The following is an 18,135-nucleotide window of genomic DNA, read 5'->3' on the forward strand; positions in this document are numbered from 1 at the left end:
GAGGCACTGATGCCGGGACTGTTCCACGTGAAACCACCGGGCGAGTTGATGACGGTCGGCGGGGACAGCCTGCATGTGCTCGTAGAGGGCGACGGACCTGCCGTCGTCCTCTGCGGCGGACTGGCCGGCAACTGGTTCGACTGGGACGACTGCGCGCGCAACCTCAGTCTCGACCGCACCGTAGTCCGGTTCGATCGGCCCGGCTTCGGACTCAGCGAGCCTTCGGCCCAAATCCCAAGCGTTCGCGGCGAAGCGCAGCGTATCGCCGACGTTCTCGATGCCGTGGGAATCACTGAACCAGCTGTGGCAGTAGGTCATTCGATAGCCGGTTTCTATGCCGAGGGTTTTGCGAGGCTGTTTCCCGAGCGAGCAGCGGGCATCCTGCTCCTCGATTCGAGCGCCGAGAAAAACCCGAAGCGGCTCGTCCCGCGCAACCTCCTGCTCACGGCCTCACACCTGGTCGCTGCAACCGCCAGTACCGCTGGGCTGCAACGACTTCTAGGCACCACCACCCGAAAGATTCTCAACCAATCCGTGCCCCCGACAGGCCCCTCCCACACAATGGCCGAATGGGTTGAGCACATCTACCGCGAACCGCACTACCTCGAAGCCGCCATGATCGAATACGTCGCCTACACCGATATGGCGATGGAGCTCAACAAGTTACGCGAGTCCGAGGACCACCGACTGCCGGACATCGGTATCAGCGTCGTAGCTGCTCACACCGGCCACTCGACCCCGTGGTCGGTGTCCTGGATGGCCAAACAACAGCGGCTCGCAACATACCTGGGCGGGCGCTTCCACGTCCTGCGTCCCGCCCACCATCACGCGATGATCGATCAGCCCGAAAAACTGGCGGAGCTGATCCGATCCGTCACATGAGAATGATATTCTCATTTTCATGGTCCTCGCGAACGGCTCGTCGCCACAGGTGCTTGCAAGCATGAAAACCTTCACCTCCGACTTCGGGCTGGCCTCGTTCCAGCCGACGCCGGAGCGCTCGCTGATGCGCGCCGATCTCACCGACAAACTGCGGTCACACGGGGGCCAGGCTTCCCTGGGAGTCCTGGTCACCGTGGCGGATTATGTGACCTCCGACCCGGCATTGGTGGCCTGTCGGCCCGATTGGACTGCAACCCAAGATCTCTCACTTCATTCGGCCGGTCCGCTCACCGAGGGACCGATCGTCGTCGACAGTAACCTCGTGCGCATCGGCAAGAAGACGATCATCGTCTCCGCCGATGTCTACGACGGCCACGGCCTTACCGACCTCCGTGAGCTGGCCGACGCAATCGACTCGGGCAGCGGTCCCACCCTCGCAGCTCGCGGACTCGTCACCTTTGCCCGCATTCCTCGTTCGGCCGCTGGGGACGCGGATTCGTACACCCCGGACCAGTGGATCGGCACACTCAGGGAGCATCCGACCGAAGAGGTCGAGGGAACGATTTACTCCCGATTGGGAATGCGGGTCATCGATGCTTCGGCCGGCGTGCTCGAACTCGATCTCACTCCGTTTGTGGTCAATCAGATCGGCACGATCATGGGCGGCGCGCAGGCGCTGCTCGTGGAGTCGGCCGCCCAGGCCATGCGGCCGGAGCTGGTTGCAACAGATATACAGATGCACTACCTGTCGCAAGTCCGAACCGGACCAGCGCGGTCCTACGGCACGGTGATCCGCGACGCCGCGGATCACGCAGTGCTGAGCATCCAGTTAGTCGACGCCAGTGCGGACGATCGACTGCTCGCATTGGCAACGGTGACTCTCCACAAGCCCAGCCGTCTTACGCAGCCCAACCGTCCAGAATGACGCTGACTGCGTGATTCAGGCGGAGAGCGTCGCCGCCCCAGTCGGGCACTATCGCATCGTCAGCGATCTCACCGCTGAGCAACCGATCCGCGAAACCCACTGACGGCGGCGCCGGTTCCATCACCGAACCGCCACGAAGCCGGAACTCGAATTGTTGCTCTCCAATCGCAGTAATCATGAACTCATCGCGGTGCAACGCTCGATGGCACGTGCCGCACAACATGATCAGGTTGTCGAGATCCGTCTTCCCACCAGCACGCCAGAATCGAACGTGATGAGCGTGTAGGAAGCGCGTGCGTCCGCATCCTGGTGTGCGGCAACACCCGTCGCGGTACATGAGCGCAGTCATCTGCTTTGCACTGGTAATGCGGGTACGCCGACCCAGGCTGAGCATGCACTTCTGCTTGGTCGTTGCGGCCCGCACTCTGGCGTCACACAGCACTTCGTCGGCATCAGCGTCCTCGAGCGCGGGCCCACCGGACACGCGTACAACCTTCTCCTCACGTAAAAACACCACTTCGGCTGAGCGGCTACGCATACCCGCATCCGTTGCTACCGCGACGATGTCAGCCATTGCGACCAGCGCCGGACCGATGTTGCGCAGTGGGCGCCGCACCGTATTGGCAGCCTGTGGTTCTTGTGGTTCTTCAGGTTCCCCAGTTTCTTCAGTGGTGCGCGTGCGATCCCGCTCCGCATTTGCCAACGCCGCCAATACCTTTGCACCGTCTTGCGCTGCGAGGCGTCCCCGGAAAACGAAGTCGCCAGTATCCGGATCCCAGTGCCATCGGGTTTCGAACCGGTCCAGCTTCGGCTTGCCCTGATCATCGCTCGTTGCCTTACGTAAGCCGGCAACAAGACGGTCGATCTGGCCGGACGGAGCACTCGTGCCGAGGCGCACCATCTGTTTGTCGTTGAGCGGCGTGGCGACACGAGTCAAAGATCGGACTTTGGAATAGGACAAGCGACCTTCTTCAAACGCAGCACGCATGTTCGGCAGCGTGGTGAGAGCTTTTGCAACCCGGACATATTCGCGCCCGGTATGCTGGCTGAGCCCACACTTCCAGGACAGCCAATGGGCGCACGAATGCAGGCCAGGCCCCGTCCAGCCGCGAGTCTCGTCGAACCGCGCCACCAAAGCAAGGAATCTGGCGGTAGCTGCGGCAATATGTCCGGCAAGTGCGCAGATTTCGGTACCGAGCCGGTCGGCTGTATCCCGATCTGTTGTCGCAGCACCATCCCTGGTCACGCCTCTATCCCTGGTCACGCCGCTGTCTGTTTTCGTCATGATGTCCCCCACCGTTACGAATGTGCGTCGACAGTAGACGCGGGTACCGACAGGTTTGCCGAAAACGTCCCCGCGGGGACGTCTCGACCTCGAAACCTCGAGCTTCTCACTCAACAAGACTGCCGAAATTTGGCCGCACTCAACCTGTTAGAACGGAAGGGTGCCCCACGAATCCCCGAATCTCACCCTGCCCGACAACACCTTCCGCGACAACGAATGGTGGCGCAGCGCCGCGATCTACCAGGTGTACATCCGCAGCTTTGCCGACGGCAATGGTGACGGCGTCGGCGATATCGCCGGAATCCGAAATCGCTTGAGCTATCTGGCAGAGTTGGGCGTCGATGCCATTTGGGTCAACCCGTGGTACCCGTCGCCGATGGAGGATGCGGGCTACGACATCTCCGACTACCGCAGCATCGAACCGTCATTCGGCACGATGGAACAGGCCGAGGCCATGATCGCCGAAGCCCATGATCTCGGGATGCGCGTCATCCTCGACCTGGTGCCCAACCACGTCTCCGAGGCACATCCGTGGTTCCAGGAAGCTCTGCTCGCGCAGCCCGGTTCGGCCGAGCGCGGACGGTTCCACTTCCGCCCGGGCAAAGGTGCGGCAGGCGACGAGGCACCTAATGACTGGGTCAGCTCCTTCGGCGGTCCCGCGTGGACGCGCGTCAAGGATTCGGACGGCAATCCAGGTGAGTGGTACCTGCACCTCTTCACACCCGGACAGCCGGATGTGAACTGGCGCAACGCGGATATCCGCGGCGACTTCGAGACGACGTTGCGGTTCTGGTTCGACCGTGGTGTCGACGGATTCCGCATCGATGTCGCCCAGTCACTGTGCAAGGACGCGGATCTGCCCGACCTGAACGGGCTCACATACCCCACGCCGGTCCCGGCCGACGGTTCCGAACCGGTGGAGCATCCGCACTTCGACCGCGACGAAGTCCACGACATCTACCGTTCCTGGCGAGCGGTGGCCGACAGTTACGATCCGCCGCGCGTATTTGTCGCCGAAGCCTGGGTGGGCAACCCCGCACGCCTCACCCGTTACCTGCGCCCGGACGAACTCCACAGCGCCTTCAACTTCAACTTCCTGCTCGCGCCGTGGAACGGAGCGACGCTGCGCAGCGTCATCGACACAACGATCACGTCGCATGCTGCGGTGAATGCATCTCCCACCTGGGTACTGTCCAACCATGACGGCGTCCGTCATCTTTCCAAATATGCGAGGCCGCAGACAGATTCGCGCACCTGGTTCCTCAGCCAGATCCGCGACATCCCCGGCGACTTCGAACTCGGCGAGCGCCGGGCGCGCGCCGCGGCGATGCTGATGCTTGCACTCCCAGGCGGGGTTTACATCTATCAGGGCGAAGAACTCGGCCTGGCCGAGGTGGAGGACATCCCGGACGATCAGTTGCAGGATCCGATCTGGGAACGGACCGGGCACCGCGAGCGTGGCCGCGACGGCTGCCGTGTTCCGCTGCCGTGGTCGGGCGACACCGCCCCGTACGGCTTCAGCCCCCCTAACGCCAACCAGGCGCCCTGGCTGCCACAGCCGCAGGGTTGGGGTGAGCGCACCGTCGAGTTCCAGACGGGCAATGCCGACTCCACTCTCGAGCTCTACCGCAGCGCGCTGTCCCTACGCCGCAGCCTGTCGGCGCTGGCCACCGAGCCGCTGACTACCGCGACGCTGACCTGGATGAGCGACGACAACGATCGGGTGCTGGACTTCCGGCGCGGCAGTGCGCTGCGCTGCGTCGTCAACACGTCTTCCGAGCCAATTGCGCTTCCCGACGGTGACGTTCTGCTTGCCAGTGGTCCACTACCCGGCAACGGCACGATCCCCGCCGACACGGCCGTCTGGCAAGGTGTCCCGTGTGCAACTACTCCTGATCCGACACGCGCTCCCTGAACTGGCAGAGGTCACCGAGGGTCGTGCTGATCCCGCGCTGACAGACGAGGGCCACGCCCAGGCACACCGACTGCCTGCGGCGTTGGCCCCGTACCGGATCACGGGGCTGTTCAGCAGCCCACAAAAGCGCGCTCTGGAAACCGCGGCTCCCGTATCGAAAGTTCTCGGACTCCCGGTCACCGAGCTTGCGGGTCTGGCCGAGTACGACGCCGAGCAATCCCACTACATTCCGATGCACCAGGTCTTGGAGCGAGCACCACAGACCTACGAGCGCATCAAAGCCGGTTGGCTACCCGAATCGATCGACGCCGACGCATTCCGCACTCGTGTCCTCGGAGCGATCGACGACATCGTGGCGTCAACGGACAACGACGCCACCGTGGCGGTGTTCTGCCACGGCGGCGTCGTCAATATCGTTCTGCAGGAGTTACTCGGCCTGGAGCGTCCGCTGACGTTCCCGATCGAGTACGTTTCCGTCACTCGTATTCTCGTGTCCCGCAACGGTAATCGACGGGTTGCGTCGGTCAACGAAACAGGTCACGTCCGAAACATGTTGCGCGTCTAGCTCAACTCACACGTTGTGGCACGCCACCTGGTGTCCGCCGTCGACGAGTCGTAGCTCCGGAACTTCCTCGGCGCAGCGATCCGTGGCGAGAGGGCACCGGGTGCGGAACCGGCAGCCGCTCGGCGGGTTCAGCGGCGACGGAAGTTCGACGACCTTCTGGTCGACGTTCTGCGCCGCGGTCACCGTTGCGTCGGGATCGGGGATCGAAGACAGCAGCAACTGCGTGTACGGATGCAGCGCACGGTTCTGCATGTCTTCTGCGGGAACGATTTCGCATACGCGGCCCAAGTACATGATCATCACGCGGTCGCTGATGTTCTTCACAACGGCCATGTTGTGCGCGATGAAGAGCAGTGACAGCCCGTGCCGCCGCTTGGCATCCTCGAGCAGGTTGAGGATCTGTGCCTGCACCGAGACGTCGAGACTGGAGACGGGTTCGTCGCAGATCAGCACCTTGGGATCGAGCATCAAAGCTCGTGCGATGCAGACACGTTGGCACTGACCGCCCGACAACTCGCGAGGGGTGCGATCCCAGACCACGTCGGGGTCGAGGCCGACCTCGGCGAGGACGGCGCGGGCGCGGGCCTCGATTGCGGCCTTGTCCTCACCACCCCAGATCGACGGTCCTTCGGTCACGAGCGCCTTGACCTTGCGGCGCGGGTTGAGCGAGGAAATCGGATCCTGGAAGATCATCTGCAGCTGAGTACGGCTGCGACGCAACTCTTCCGAGCCCAGCTCCGTCATCTCCACGTCACCGAGCCGGATGGACCCCGATGTCGGCGAGGGCAACTGCATGATGGCTCGCCCGGCGGTCGATTTACCGCAACCGGATTCGCCCACCACGCCGAGGGTTTCACCCGCAGCGACGGTGAAGCTGATTCCCGAGACGGCGTGAACTGTCTGTCCCTTGCCGACATTGAACTCGACAACCAGATCTTCGACCGTCAATGCGTCGTCGAGCTTTACCGGCTTCTTGGTATCGGTTGCTGCAGTCATCAGACCATCTCCTTCACTGCGAGCGAGAGGCCCGCTGCGGTCTTGCCGGCCTTCTCGTTGGCTACCAATGCCGCTGTGCCCTCAGGGGTGTCGACGGGGAAATGGCACGCAAACGAGTGGCCGTCGGACGTGTTGTCGCCCGGTCCGCCGAGCGCGAGTGCCGGGTCGCCGGTCAGGCAGTCGTCCTGCGCGTACTTGCAGCGTGCTGCAAAGCGGCAACCGGTCATCGGCTTTGTCATGTCCGGCAGTCCACCCGGAATGGTTTGCAGCACGGTGTGCGTCGGCGATTCGAGTCGCGGAATCGCGGCCATCAGCGCTTCGGTGTACGGATGCCGTGGACGCGAGAAAAGCTCTTCCGTCGCCGATGTTTCCACGACGGAACCGGCGTACATGACGGCGACGCGATCGGAACGTCCCGACACCACGCCCAGGTCGTGACTGATGAGAATCACGGCCATGTTGAGCTTGTCGTTGAGCGAGGCGAGCAGATCCAGGATCTGCTTCTGCACCGTCACGTCGAGAGCCGTGGTCGGCTCGTCGGCGATCAGCAGCTTCGGCTCGCAGGCCAAAGCCATTGCGATGACAACTCGCTGGCGCATACCACCGGACAGCTCGTGGGGGTACTGGTCGAGGCGACGCTTGGGCTCCGGAATTCCCACCATCGACAGGAGTTCAGCGGCGCGGTCACGGGCCGCGTCCTTCTTGAGTCCGAGATGGAACTTCAAGGATTCGGTGATGTGCGTGCCGATTCGCTTGAACGGGTTAAGCGACGTCATCGGATCCTGGAAGACCATGGCGATCTCCGGGCCCCAGAAGTGCTTCATCTCCGACTTTTTCATCGTCGACATGTCGCGGCCCGCAAACGTGACCGTTCCGGTGATGTCGAGTGCCGGACCCTTCTCCAGCAGACCCATGATGGTGCGGCCGAGAACCGACTTGCCGGAACCCGACTCACCGACGATGCCAAGAGTCTCACCCTCGGATACGTGGATGGACACACCGTCGACGGCCCGCAGTTTGCCTCGGGGTGTCGCAAATACGGTTCGGATGTTGTCCGCTTGCAGCAGCGGTACGCCATTTGTCACTGAAGTGGTCACAGCTTGCTCCGATACTTCTCACCGATGAGGTTGAACGAGAACACCGTCAGGAAGAGGAAGACGCCGGGCACCAAAACGATGAACGGGTGCTTCTCCACGATGCCGCCCTGGCCTTCTGCAATCATGTTGCCCCACGTCGGATCCGGCTGAGCGATACCGAGCCCGAGGAAGCTGAGCGATGCTTCGGCGACGATCAGGCCGGACACGGCGACGAGGCCGAGTGCTGCAACGGGAACCAGAACGTTGGGTACCAGTTCTCGCCAGATGACTCTCCATTTGGTGGCACCCATTGCCCGGGCAGCGAGCACGAACTCACGTTGGGCGACCACTATCGTATTCGCTCTTGCTATTCGAACCATGCTGGGAATGCAGAGAATCGACAGTGCGAGCGTGATGTTGCGCAGGTTCGACGTGAGGACAGCAGCCAGCGCGATCAGCAGAACCAGGGACGGAATTGCGAGCAGCGAGTTGGTGAGGATCCCGACTACCGCGTCGATCTTGCCGCGGAAGTACCCGGCCATGACGCCGATCGTGCCGCCGATGACGATGCCGATGAGCACCGCGCAGATTGCGACGGTGAGCGAGGCACGCGCTCCGTACAGCGCGCGGGCCAGGAGATCGAGACCGAAGTTGTTGGTACCGAGCGGATGCTCCGAGAGCAGGCTCGGAGGTGCAAAGCCGGGCTCGGCCAAAGTCTTGACCGTGTCCTTGTATTCACCGAGCGGCAGGAGCGGCGCGACGATGGCCGCAACAACCAGCGCTACGAGCCAGATGCAGGCCAGCCAGTACGACAGGTCGAATTGGCTTCCCCACCTGGCGATACCGATCTTCCCCAGTCCCTTGAACAGGAACACGAGCGAGGCCAGGCCGATGACGATACGAACGATCATCATGATGCCGGACCCGAAGAGGGCGGTGCCGAGCAGAGCGATACCGACGACGGTCAGGATCGTGCCGATCAGGACCAGATTCTTCGGCTTCTCCAGCGTTTCTATCGGACCGGGCGCAAGCAGGACGGTCTGCTGCCGATATGTCATCACCTCGGACGGGGCCGGCGCGGGGGCCGCTCCGTCGGGCGTCACTTCAGACATGGACACGACGACTCCTCGGGTCAAGATAGGTGTACAGAACGTCGATCGCACTGTTGACGACCACGTAGATGACGGCAATCACGACCACCGCACCCAACAGCATCGGCGAATCGCCTTGTTGTGCAGCCCGAACGATGAGTGTGCCCATGCCGGGCAGCGAGAACAGTGTCTCGACGATGACGGTGCTGCCGATCATGCCGCCGAGTGCCAGACCCATCATGGTGATGAGCGAGAACGACGACGGCCGCAGTGCGTCACTGAACAGGACTCGCAGCGTGGGCATGCCCTTGGCCTTCGAAGCGAGGATGTAATCCTCACGCAAGGTGGTCACAAGGTCGCTGCGCAGAACGCGGGTGAACATCGCCATCTCGAGAAGACTGATGGTGATTGCGGGAAGTATTGCGTGCGAAAGGTTTCCGGAGATGCTGTCACCGATTCGCACCCACTGCGAGCGCGGGAACCAACCCAACCAGTTCACCGTCACCATGATGAGCAGCAAACCGGCCAGGAAGCTCGGAATCGAGAGAACACCGAACGTTGCGGCGCTGATGACGCGGTCGATGACGCCACCCTCGTGATGTGCCGACCACAGTGCGAGCGGAACGGCGACAACAAGAGCGATGACAAGACCCATCACTGCAAGCTGAACGCTGACCGGGAGAGCCGAGCCGATTGCGGAGAGAACTTCCTGCTGCGGCGGGACCAGCGAGGTACCGAGATCACCGGTAAGGGCGCTCGTCAGCCAGTCCCAATAACGAACCAGGAGTGGATCGTTGAGTCCGAGCTGCTGGCGCATTTCCTCGTATTCGGCGGGGGTACGACCCTCACCCAATACCGCGACCGCCGGGTCACCGGGGATCAACGACGCCAGCACGAAGGTTCCGAAACTGACGATGAGGAGCACAATGACGAGCTGGCCCAACTTCTTACCGATTGCGCCGATGTTCATAGATTTCGTCTCCTTCGGGCAGCCAACTCGCAATTCACAGCAATTCCTCGTATCTCATTCGTCTCGGTTAACGTGTCCGGCCCCGCGAGGGCCGGACACGTGTAGGTCGAGTCAGGACTTCCAAACGCTGTCGAACAGCATGATTCCGTCGATGCTCTGCTTCAGGCCGTGAACGTTCGTGTTCCACACGTCCAGCGTCGGGACGTTGCCCCAGACGATCCACGGCACCGTCTCGGTGGCGCGTTCCTGAATCTTTGCGAGAACAGCCTTCTTGTCCTCGTCGTTGGTGGCAACACCGAGCTGATCGAGAAGGACGTCCATCTCGGCGTCGGCGTAGTTGGTGACGTTGTTACGGCCACCGGACTTGATGCCCGTGTACAGACGCTCGAACGGGTCTGCCTCGGACAGTGAACCGGCTGCGGTGCTCATGTCGTAGTCACGGTCGACGTACATCCGCTTGACCAGATCGCCTGCGCCGGTGACGTACTCGATCTGCGTGTCGAAACCGACTGCGTTGAGCATTGCCTGCACGCCGAGAGCGGTCGACTGTGCGGACGGCTCCTGGATGGAGAGGAAGGTGACCTTGCCGTCGAAGCCGTCTGCCTTGGCCTGATCGAGCAGTTCCTTGGCCTTGGCCGCATCGACACCGGTCGGAGCGACGTCGTTGTGCCAGCGGGAGGTGTCCTGGAAGATCACCTGTCCGGGAAGGCCCTTGCCGTTGTTGACGCGGGTGTTGAGGGTTTCGGGGTCGATCGCCAGTGCCATTGCCTGGCGCACACGGAGATCCGAACCGGGGCGACCCTCGGCCATGTTGACGTTCGCGATGTAGCCGAGCGACGGGATGTCGATGAAGCCAGGGTTGCCGTTCTCGATCAGATCGAGGATCGGGGTGAGCGTACGCATGTACGCCGCGTCGATGCCACCGGTCTTGAGAGCCTCGGCAGTGGGCTGAGCTCCGACGATGCTGATGAGCTTGAGCTTGTCGACCTTCGGTGCGCCGCCGAAGTAATCGGGACGGGCAGCGAGCAACAGCTCCTCGTTGGGAGCAAAACGCTCGAGTGTGAATGCGCCGGCGCCGATCGGCGTGAACTGATCACCCTGCTGCGCAGCCGGAGCGACGATCATGCCGGGACCAGTAGAGAGCATCGATTCGATACCCGTCCACGGGTCGACGAGGTTGAAGACGACCGTCGACGCGTCCGGGGTGTCCATCGAGGCAACCTTGGCTGCCCACAGGCTCGACTGCGCTGCCTTGTTGTTGACGTAGCGGTTGATGCTGTCGACAACTGCCTTGGAATCGAGAGATGTTCCGTCACTGAACTTGACGCCGTCACGAAGCTTCAGCGTCCACGTCTTGCTGTCCGAGCTCGGCTCGAGGGACTGCGCCAACTGCGGAACGAACGTCTTCTCGATGGGGTCGTAGCGCATCAGCACGTCGTAGATCGCGCTGAGCTCACTGCCACCTGTTGCGCCGGCAACCTGGATCTTCGCCGGATCGAGCGATGTCACTGCGGAATAACCGCTGAACGTCAGCGTGCCACCCGTGGTCGGGGTGCCGGGATCAGCCTGTTCGTTGACCAATCCGATCTTGAGCGCGGAACCCGACTCGACAGATTCACCGCCGCCGCTCGACCCGTTGTCGGCGCACGACGCCAGGAACATACTTGCGGTGATCGCCAGCGTGACCGCAGCTAATCTGCGATGCCCGCGGCGGGAACTACGACTCATTCTGATGCCTCCAAGGCAGGAAAAACTGTGACTTCTTGTTGAACAAGAAACAGTGTGTGATGCGACGCACAGAATGGTTCGAACGAGTCCCGCTCAGTGGAATTGGTTAAGTTGCGGTCCTCAACGGTTATCTAAATCGCCCTGGCCTGCGCATTCCGCCAAACCAAAGAGACCTATCGGTCTAGTCCCGATCTAGTCCCGATCCAAGGTCGCTTCCTCCAGATCCAGCTCACGTAGTACCTTCCGTAGGACCTCGTCATCGATGCGGCCGCCATCGCGTTCGGCAATGAACACAGTCCGCTCGGCGTCGATCATCTCGAGACGCAGAGCCCGGAATGCCGCCGACGGGCTCTCCCCCAGATCGTCGTCGCTACGCCCCAATCGCTCCCACGCCGAATTGGCTCGGTGCGTATTCCAGGTCCGCAGGATGTCCGCCGCTCGATCCCGCACCGCGGGCACACCTCCGTCCTGCTCGGCAACCAACTCGTCCAGCCGCGCTGCTGCTGCCCGCGCCGCCTTGTCCTGCGCCGCCGCCTGCGCTTCCTCCCCCTGAACACCGAGCGTGCGGATAACCCACGGCAACGAAAGACCGTGCAGGAGCAATGTTCCGACCACGACGACAAATGTCAGGAACAAGATCAGCGAACGCCCGGGGAACTCCTCACCACTGTTCACTGTCAAGGGAATGGCAAATGCCGCTGCCAGCGACACGACTCCGCGCATTCCTGCCCACGACACGACAAATACCGACCGCACCGACACGTCCGGTTCCCGCGCGCGGATCCGCGGCGACAACCACCGCGGCAGGTACGTGGCCGGAAAAACCCACGCAATCCGCACAACCACAACGGTCGCGAGCACCGCAATGGACGCCCACACCACAATCGAGGTGCTGTACCCCTGCAATCCACTCACGACACTGGGTAATTGAAGTCCGATCAACAGGAACACAAACGACTCGAGGATGAGGTCGACGGCCTTCCACACGGCCGTATCCTGCAGGCGTGTCGCATAACTGGCCCGAGTGGAACGCTGACCCAGGAAAAGGCCGGCCACCACTACGGCAATGACGCCCGACGCATGGATCTCTTCCGCAGCCAGGTAGGTGAAGAACGGCACCACCAAGCCGATTGCACTCTCCATCACCGGATCGCGAAGTTTGCCACGCACTTTGGAGATCACGAACCCCACCGCAAGCCCGATCGCCGTTCCGCCGACAGCGGCGATCACAAACGTCTCGAACCCGCTCGCCAATGTGGCACCCGTGCCAACGGCCGCCGCCAAGGCAACCTTGTAGGCCGTCAGGGCGGTGGCGTCGTTGAGCAGGCTCTCACCGCCCAGGAGTGTCATGATCCGACGCGGCAGTCCGAGCCTGCGTCCGATTGCGCTCGCCGACACCGCATCCGGCGGCGCCACAATCGCACCGAGAACCAACGCCGCGGCAATCGAGAACTCCGGCACGATCAGATACGCGACCAAGCCGACCGCTGCGGTCGTCGCGAGGGGCAGACCCACCGCGAGCAACCCGATGGGACGCAGATTCGATCGCAATGCCAGATATGAACTGTCCAACGCCGCCGAGTACAGCAACGGTGGTAACACCACGAACAGAACAAGATCCGGATCGAGCTCGAGATCCGGTACGCCGGGTACCTGACACGCGATCAACCCGAAGACCACCAGTATCAACGGCGACGACAAACCGAATCGACGCGCAACCGCTGCGACCAGCAAAGCCGCTACTACAACCCCCAGTAATATGCCGTTCACTCTGGCAGCATGCAGGATCGGCGGCCACCGTGCACTATGGATGGTGATGAAAAAAATCCTGAAGCGCGTCGCCGCCCGCACACCGGCACCCGAACCGGTGGCAAGCGGTTGCGAAGAATTGGCTGAAACGCCCGAAACCGACCCGGCCGCTTTAACTCCCGGCGTCTGTCAAGAATGCGCCAAGCTGGGCGAGGACAACTGGTCACACTTGCGAATCTGCCTCACCTGCGGCCACGTCGGATGTTGCGACTCCAGCCCGCACCAACACGCCACCAATCACTATCGCGAGACCGGACACCCCGTGATGCGGTCCCACGAACCTGGCGAGTCCTGGCGCTGGTGCTATGTCCACGATCTGATGGACTAGATACCGCGAAATACCTGGACACCCCGAAATACACCGAAGCCGGAGATGCAGTGCGCATCTCCGGCTTCAGCTTTGCCGTACTCAGTTATTCACGTTCCGTCAGTTGGTCTTCCACGCCTCGTCGAAGAACATGATTCCGTCGATGCTCTGCTGGACACCGTGAACGTTCTTGGCCCACACGCCAAGCCACGGCGTGTTGCCGAGGATCTGCCACGGCACAACCTCAGTGGCGCGTGCCTGGATCTTGGCCAGGACCTCTTTCTTCGCGTCATCGGACGTCGCGACACCCAACTCGTCGAGCAGCGTGTCCATCTGAGCGTCGGAGAAGCTTGTTGCGTTGTTACGTCCACCGGTCTTGAGGTTCGAGTACAGACGCTCGAACGGATCGGCTTCCGGAAGGTTGGCGGAGCCGGTCGACATGTCGAAGTCGCGGTCGACGTACAAACGCTTGACGACGTCGGCAACCGAGTTGACGTACTCGATCTGGAAGTCGAAACCAACGGCATTTGCCATCGACTGCAGCGCGAGAGCCATCGCCTGAGCCGAATTCTCCTGCATTGTCAGGTACGTGATCTTGCCGTCGTAACCGTCAGCCTTGGCCTCGTCGAGAAGCTGCTTGGCCTTGGCCGGGTCGACACCGATCGGAGCCTCGTCGTTGTGCCAGCGCGAGCTGTCCTGGAAGATGACCTGCCCCGGTAGGCCCTTACCTTCGTTGAGTCGGTTGTCGAGTGCAACGGGATCCGTTGCCAGAGCCAGTGCCTGACGCACGCGCACGTCGGCGCCCGGGCGACCCGGAGCCGTGTTGAGCAGTGACAGGTACGACAGCGACGGGATGTCGACGTAGCCCGGGTAGCCGGAGTCGATGAGGTCGAGCACGTTCGGCAGTGATCGCATGTACGCGGCATCTGCGCCGCCACTCTTGAGCGACTCGCTCGTGGCCTGCGAACCGACGATGCTGATCATGCGCAACTTGTCCACGTTCGGGGCACCCGCGAAGTAATCCTCACGAGCGTCGAGAATCAGCTCCTCGTTGGGAGCGAACTTCTCGAGTGTGAACGCACCCGCGCCGATCGGCGTGAACTGATCACCCTGCTGCGCGCTGGGCGCAACGATCATTCCGGGGCCGGTGGCGAGCAGCGACTCGATACCCGTCCACGGGTCGACGAGATTGAAGACAACCGTCGACGCGTCCGGCGTGTCGACCGACGCGACCTTCGACGCGTACAGGCTGGACTGCGGTCCCTTGTTGGTGACGTATCGAGCCAGGCTCGACGACACTGCCGCAGAGTCGACCTGCGTGCCGTCACTGAACTTCACACCATCGCGCAGCTTGAGCGTCCAGGTCTTGAAATCCGAACTCGGCGACATCGAGTTGGCGAGCTTCGGAACGAACTTCTGCGACGTGGGATCGTAACGAAGCAGGGTGTCGTAGATCGCCCCGAGCTCCGAGCCGGCCACCGAGCCGGCAATCTGTGTCTTCGAGGGATCGAGACTTGTCACCGCGGAGTATCCACTGAATGTCAGCGTTCCCCCCTTGACCGGATCGCCCTCGTTCGTCGATGCGTTGACGGGACCGATCGTCAGAGCTGAGCCGGACTCGGGTGCGTCGCCGCTGCCGCCGTCCGCTCCACTGTCGGCACACGAAGCCAAGAACAAACCGGCGGAAACAGCCAGTGCGACTGCTGCGACCTTTCGACTGCCGCGCCTAGAACTGCGACTCATTTACGAACCTCCAGATCGGACCTTCAACTGTGATGTGATGCGAAGCTGTCACAGTTTGTGACCTAAGGCACAAGTATTAATTCTCAGTCCCACTCAGTGGAAAGTACGAGGCCAATGGCCTGTGCGCCTTTCTGGCAGTGGGGGCTACCAGAAAGGCGCACGGGAGCGTAGCCCCTACTTCTTCCACACCTCGTCGAAGAGCAGAATCCCGTCGATACTCGGCTGAAGTCCGTGCACATTCTGGTTCCACACGTCCAAAGCCGGTCCGGTGCCCCACACCTGCCACGGCAGGGTTTCGTTGGCGCGTTCCTGAATCTTCACGAGGACGGCCTTCTTGTCGTCGTCGCTGATTGCAACACCCAACTCGTCGAGCAACTGATCCATTTCGGCGTCCGAGTAACCCGTGGTGTTGTTACGCCCACCGGTCTTGAGACCCGTGTAGAGACGTTCGGAGGGGTCCGCCTCGGTGAGGTTGAGAGCAGCGGTCGCCATGTCGTAGTCGCGATCGGCGTACATCCGCTTGACCAGGTCACCGACGTTGTTGACGTTCTCGATCTGGACGTCGAACCCGACGGCGTTGAGCATGGCCTGCACAGCGAGTGCCGTGGCCTGCGCCGACGGCTCCTGCATGGTGAGATAGCTGATCTTGCCGTCGTAACCGTCCGCCTTCGCCTGATCGAGCAGTTCCTTGGCCTTGGCCGGATCCACACCGATCGGAGCGACATCGTTGTGCCAGCGAGACGTGTCCTGGAAGATCACCTGACCCGGAAGGCCCTTGCCGTCATTGGCCCGGACATCAAGGGTGGCCGGATCGACGGCGTATGCCATCGCTTGGCGCACACGCAGATCCGCTCCGGGTCGACCAGCGGCCATGTTGACGTTTGCGATGTAGCCGAGCGAGGGAATGTCGATGAATCCCGGGTAGTCGGACTCCACCAGATCGAGGATCGGCCCCAACGTTCGTATGTACGCGGCGTCGATCCCACCGGACTTCAACGCCTCGGAGGTGGGCTGTGCACCGAGAATGCTGACCATCTTGAGCTTGTCGACATTCGGCGCGCCGCCGTAGTAATCGGGACGAGCAGCGAGCAGCATTTCCTCGTTGGGAGCAAACTTCTCGAGCGTGAACGCACCGGCGCCGATCGGCGTGAACTGATCACCCTGCTGCGCAGCCGGAGCGACGATCATTCCGGGGCCGGTGGAGAGCATCGGCTCGATTCCCGTCCAGGGATCAACCAGGTTGAAGACGACCGTCGTTGCATCCGGCGTGTCCATCGAGGCGACCTTGGCAATCCACAACCCCGACTGCGGTCCCTTGTTGGTCATGTACCGGTTGATACTCGCCGTGACGGCCTGCGCATCGAAAGGTGTTCCGTCGCTGAACGTCACACCGTCGCGCAGCTTCAACGTCCACGTTGTGCTTTCTGCATTGGGCTCGAGCGACTCCGCCAGCTGCGGTTCAAACGTCTGCTCGATGGGGTCGTATCGCATCAGCACGTCGTAGATTGCACTGAGCTCGCTGCCACCGGTGGAGCCGCTCACTTGAGCCTTGGCCGGATCGAGCGTCGTCACCGGCGAGTAGCCGCTGAACGTGAGAGTACCGCCCTTGGTGGGCGATCCGGGATCGGCCTGCTCGTTGACCATTCCGATCTTCAACGACGACCCGGAATCAGCCGACTCGCCTCCGCCCCCGCCCTCGTTGTCGTCATTTCCAGCACATGATGCAAGGAACAAACTTGCGGTGATCGCCAGTGCGGCAGCTGCCGCGCGGCGACTACCTGATCGGGAATTGCGGCTCATCGAAACCTCCAGGTCGGTCGTACAACTGCGGTGTGAAGCGAAGTTCTCACAGTTTGTGACCTGAGACACAGTGTTTCGCAAAATAGCCTAAGCTGCGCAAAACGACGGGGGAAACACATGAGACTGAACCGCATGGGACTACTCAAAGACATCGGGAGTTGGCGACGCGGAGCAAAGCTGCAGCGACGCCTACGCGACCTCACCGGAACTCTCGTGGTTGTCACCGGAGCCGGCAGTGGCATCGGCCGCGAGACCGCGCTCGCTTTTGCCGCCGAGGGCGCAATCGTCGTTGTGTGCGACGTCAACCTCGAAAGCGCCCAGGACACAGCCGCACTCGTCAACTCACCCGCAAGTGCCGGCGGAGCCGAAGCCGTCTTCGGTGGAGGCGCACACGCGTATCACGTGGACGTTTCCGACGAGCTAGCGATGACTCGATTCGCGGAAACCGTAGCCGCACACCACGGAGTTCCCGACATCGTGGTCAACAATGCCGGTATCGGTTTTTCGGGAACCTTCGCAGACACCACTGTGGCCCAGTTCGAGCGAGTCATGAACATCAACTTCTGGGGAGTTGTGTACGGCTGCCGCGCCTTCTCACCGATGATGATCAAGCGCGGCTCCGGCGGACACATCGTCAACCTCTCGTCCGCCGCCGCCTACACACCCCAAAAAGCGTTGACCGCTTACTCGACCAGCAAAGCCGCAGTGTTCATGCTTTCCGATTGCCTGCGCGCAGAACTACTTCCGCACGGAATCGGCGTCAGCACCATCTGCCCGGGGATTGTCGACACCAACATCGTCAAGACCACCGAGTTTGCCGGAACCACTGCAGCGGAACAACTTCGAAACCAAACGAAGGCGGACAACTTCTACCGTCGACGAAACTTCACGCCCGACCGGGTCGCAAGCGCCATCGTCAAGGCAGTGCGAACCAACAAGGCAATTGTGCCCGTCACCCCCGAAGCGAAACTCGGGTACCGGCTCAGCCGGTTCTACCCGAGTTCCATGCGCGTCGGAGCCCGCATCAATGCTTTATGAGGCGG

At 62.0% G+C, this 18,135-nt stretch carries 15 protein-coding genes; 6 read left to right on the top strand and 9 right to left on the bottom strand.

What is annotated here, in order from left to right; genetic code table 11:
• Positions 1 to 9: 9 nt before the first annotated feature.
• Both RG2_RS25130 and RG2_RS25135 read left to right on the top strand, forming a co-directional pair.
• Positions 10 to 882, top strand: a complete 873-nt coding sequence (locus tag RG2_RS25130) for an alpha/beta fold hydrolase (protein ID WP_080711775.1) — start codon at positions 10 to 12, stop codon at positions 880 to 882.
• Between the two features lie 19 nt (positions 883 to 901).
• The gene (locus tag RG2_RS25135; protein ID WP_230590237.1) at positions 902 to 1,807 is read left to right on the top strand and encodes a PaaI family thioesterase; all 906 of its coding nucleotides are present in this window, start codon (positions 902 to 904) and stop codon (positions 1,805 to 1,807) included.
• On the opposite strand, the gene RG2_RS25140 is transcribed toward RG2_RS25135, so the two are convergent.
• Complete coding sequence (locus RG2_RS25140) at positions 1,782 to 3,053, bottom strand: HNH endonuclease signature motif containing protein (protein ID WP_230590235.1); 1,272 nt, start codon at positions 3,051 to 3,053, stop codon at positions 1,782 to 1,784. The two genes, RG2_RS25135 and RG2_RS25140, sit on opposite strands and share 26 nt — an antisense overlap.
• Before the next feature lie 199 nt (positions 3,054 to 3,252).
• Here RG2_RS25140 and RG2_RS25145 point away from each other — a divergent pair, with 199 nt between their 5' ends.
• Together RG2_RS25145 and RG2_RS25150 are read left to right on the top strand one after the other, a co-directional pair.
• On the top strand, positions 3,253 to 5,007 hold the full coding sequence (locus RG2_RS25145) for a glycoside hydrolase family 13 protein (protein ID WP_165826336.1): 1,755 nt from the start codon (positions 3,253 to 3,255) through the stop codon (positions 5,005 to 5,007).
• Positions 4,973 to 5,572 (top strand): histidine phosphatase family protein, encoded by a 600-nt coding sequence (locus RG2_RS25150; protein WP_033235356.1) that lies wholly within the window; start codon positions 4,973 to 4,975, stop codon positions 5,570 to 5,572. Before RG2_RS25145 ends, RG2_RS25150 begins: the two co-directional genes overlap by 35 nt.
• Positions 5,573 to 5,578: 6 nt before the next feature.
• Here the strand turns inward: RG2_RS25150 and RG2_RS25155 are convergent, their stop codons facing one another.
• The 6 genes from RG2_RS25155 to RG2_RS25180 form a co-directional block, all read right to left on the bottom strand.
• Positions 5,579 to 6,568, bottom strand: a complete 990-nt coding sequence (locus RG2_RS25155) for an ABC transporter ATP-binding protein (protein WP_033235355.1) — start codon at positions 6,566 to 6,568, stop codon at positions 5,579 to 5,581.
• A complete protein-coding gene (locus tag RG2_RS25160) occupies positions 6,568 to 7,665 on the bottom strand; it encodes an ABC transporter ATP-binding protein (RefSeq protein WP_033235354.1) in 1,098 nt (365 codons plus the stop codon). The genes RG2_RS25155 and RG2_RS25160 overlap by 1 nt, the downstream gene beginning before the upstream one ends.
• On the bottom strand, positions 7,662 to 8,756 hold the full coding sequence (locus tag RG2_RS25165; protein WP_230590249.1) for an ABC transporter permease: 1,095 nt from the start codon (positions 8,754 to 8,756) through the stop codon (positions 7,662 to 7,664). The genes RG2_RS25160 and RG2_RS25165 overlap by 4 nt, the downstream gene beginning before the upstream one ends.
• The gene (locus RG2_RS25170; RefSeq protein WP_033235352.1) at positions 8,749 to 9,705 is read right to left on the bottom strand and encodes an ABC transporter permease; all 957 of its coding nucleotides are present in this window, start codon (positions 9,703 to 9,705) and stop codon (positions 8,749 to 8,751) included. The genes RG2_RS25165 and RG2_RS25170 overlap by 8 nt, the downstream gene beginning before the upstream one ends.
• A gap of 111 nt (positions 9,706 to 9,816) precedes the next feature.
• Positions 9,817 to 11,433, bottom strand: a complete 1,617-nt coding sequence (locus RG2_RS25175; RefSeq protein ID WP_033235351.1) for an ABC transporter substrate-binding protein — start codon at positions 11,431 to 11,433, stop codon at positions 9,817 to 9,819.
• A 192-nt stretch (positions 11,434 to 11,625) separates the two neighbouring features.
• Positions 11,626 to 13,203, bottom strand: coding sequence for a Na+/H+ antiporter (locus tag RG2_RS25180; RefSeq protein WP_033235350.1), 1,578 nt, complete (start codon positions 13,201 to 13,203; stop codon positions 11,626 to 11,628).
• Between the two features lie 46 nt (positions 13,204 to 13,249).
• Between RG2_RS25180 and RG2_RS25185 the strand changes: the two genes are divergently transcribed.
• Positions 13,250 to 13,570 (top strand): UBP-type zinc finger domain-containing protein, encoded by a 321-nt coding sequence (locus tag RG2_RS25185; protein ID WP_033235431.1) that lies wholly within the window; start codon positions 13,250 to 13,252, stop codon positions 13,568 to 13,570.
• Between the two features lie 99 nt (positions 13,571 to 13,669).
• Here the strand turns inward: RG2_RS25185 and RG2_RS25190 are convergent, their stop codons facing one another.
• Both RG2_RS25190 and RG2_RS25195 read right to left on the bottom strand, forming a co-directional pair.
• Positions 13,670 to 15,292, bottom strand: a complete 1,623-nt coding sequence (locus tag RG2_RS25190; protein WP_033235349.1) for an ABC transporter substrate-binding protein — start codon at positions 15,290 to 15,292, stop codon at positions 13,670 to 13,672.
• 174 nt (positions 15,293 to 15,466) lie between these two features.
• A complete protein-coding gene (locus tag RG2_RS25195; RefSeq protein WP_033235348.1) occupies positions 15,467 to 17,092 on the bottom strand; it encodes an ABC transporter substrate-binding protein in 1,626 nt (541 codons plus the stop codon).
• A 132-nt stretch (positions 17,093 to 17,224) separates the two neighbouring features.
• Here RG2_RS25195 and RG2_RS25200 point away from each other — a divergent pair, with 132 nt between their 5' ends.
• Positions 17,225 to 18,130, top strand: coding sequence for an SDR family NAD(P)-dependent oxidoreductase (locus tag RG2_RS25200; protein WP_033235347.1), 906 nt, complete (start codon positions 17,225 to 17,227; stop codon positions 18,128 to 18,130).
• The last annotated feature ends 5 nt before the right edge of the window (positions 18,131 to 18,135 follow it).

The sequence above is a fragment of the Rhodococcus globerulus NBRC 14531 genome (genome assembly GCF_001894805.1).
Classification (GTDB): domain Bacteria; phylum Actinomycetota; class Actinomycetes; order Mycobacteriales; family Mycobacteriaceae; genus Rhodococcus_F; species Rhodococcus_F globerula.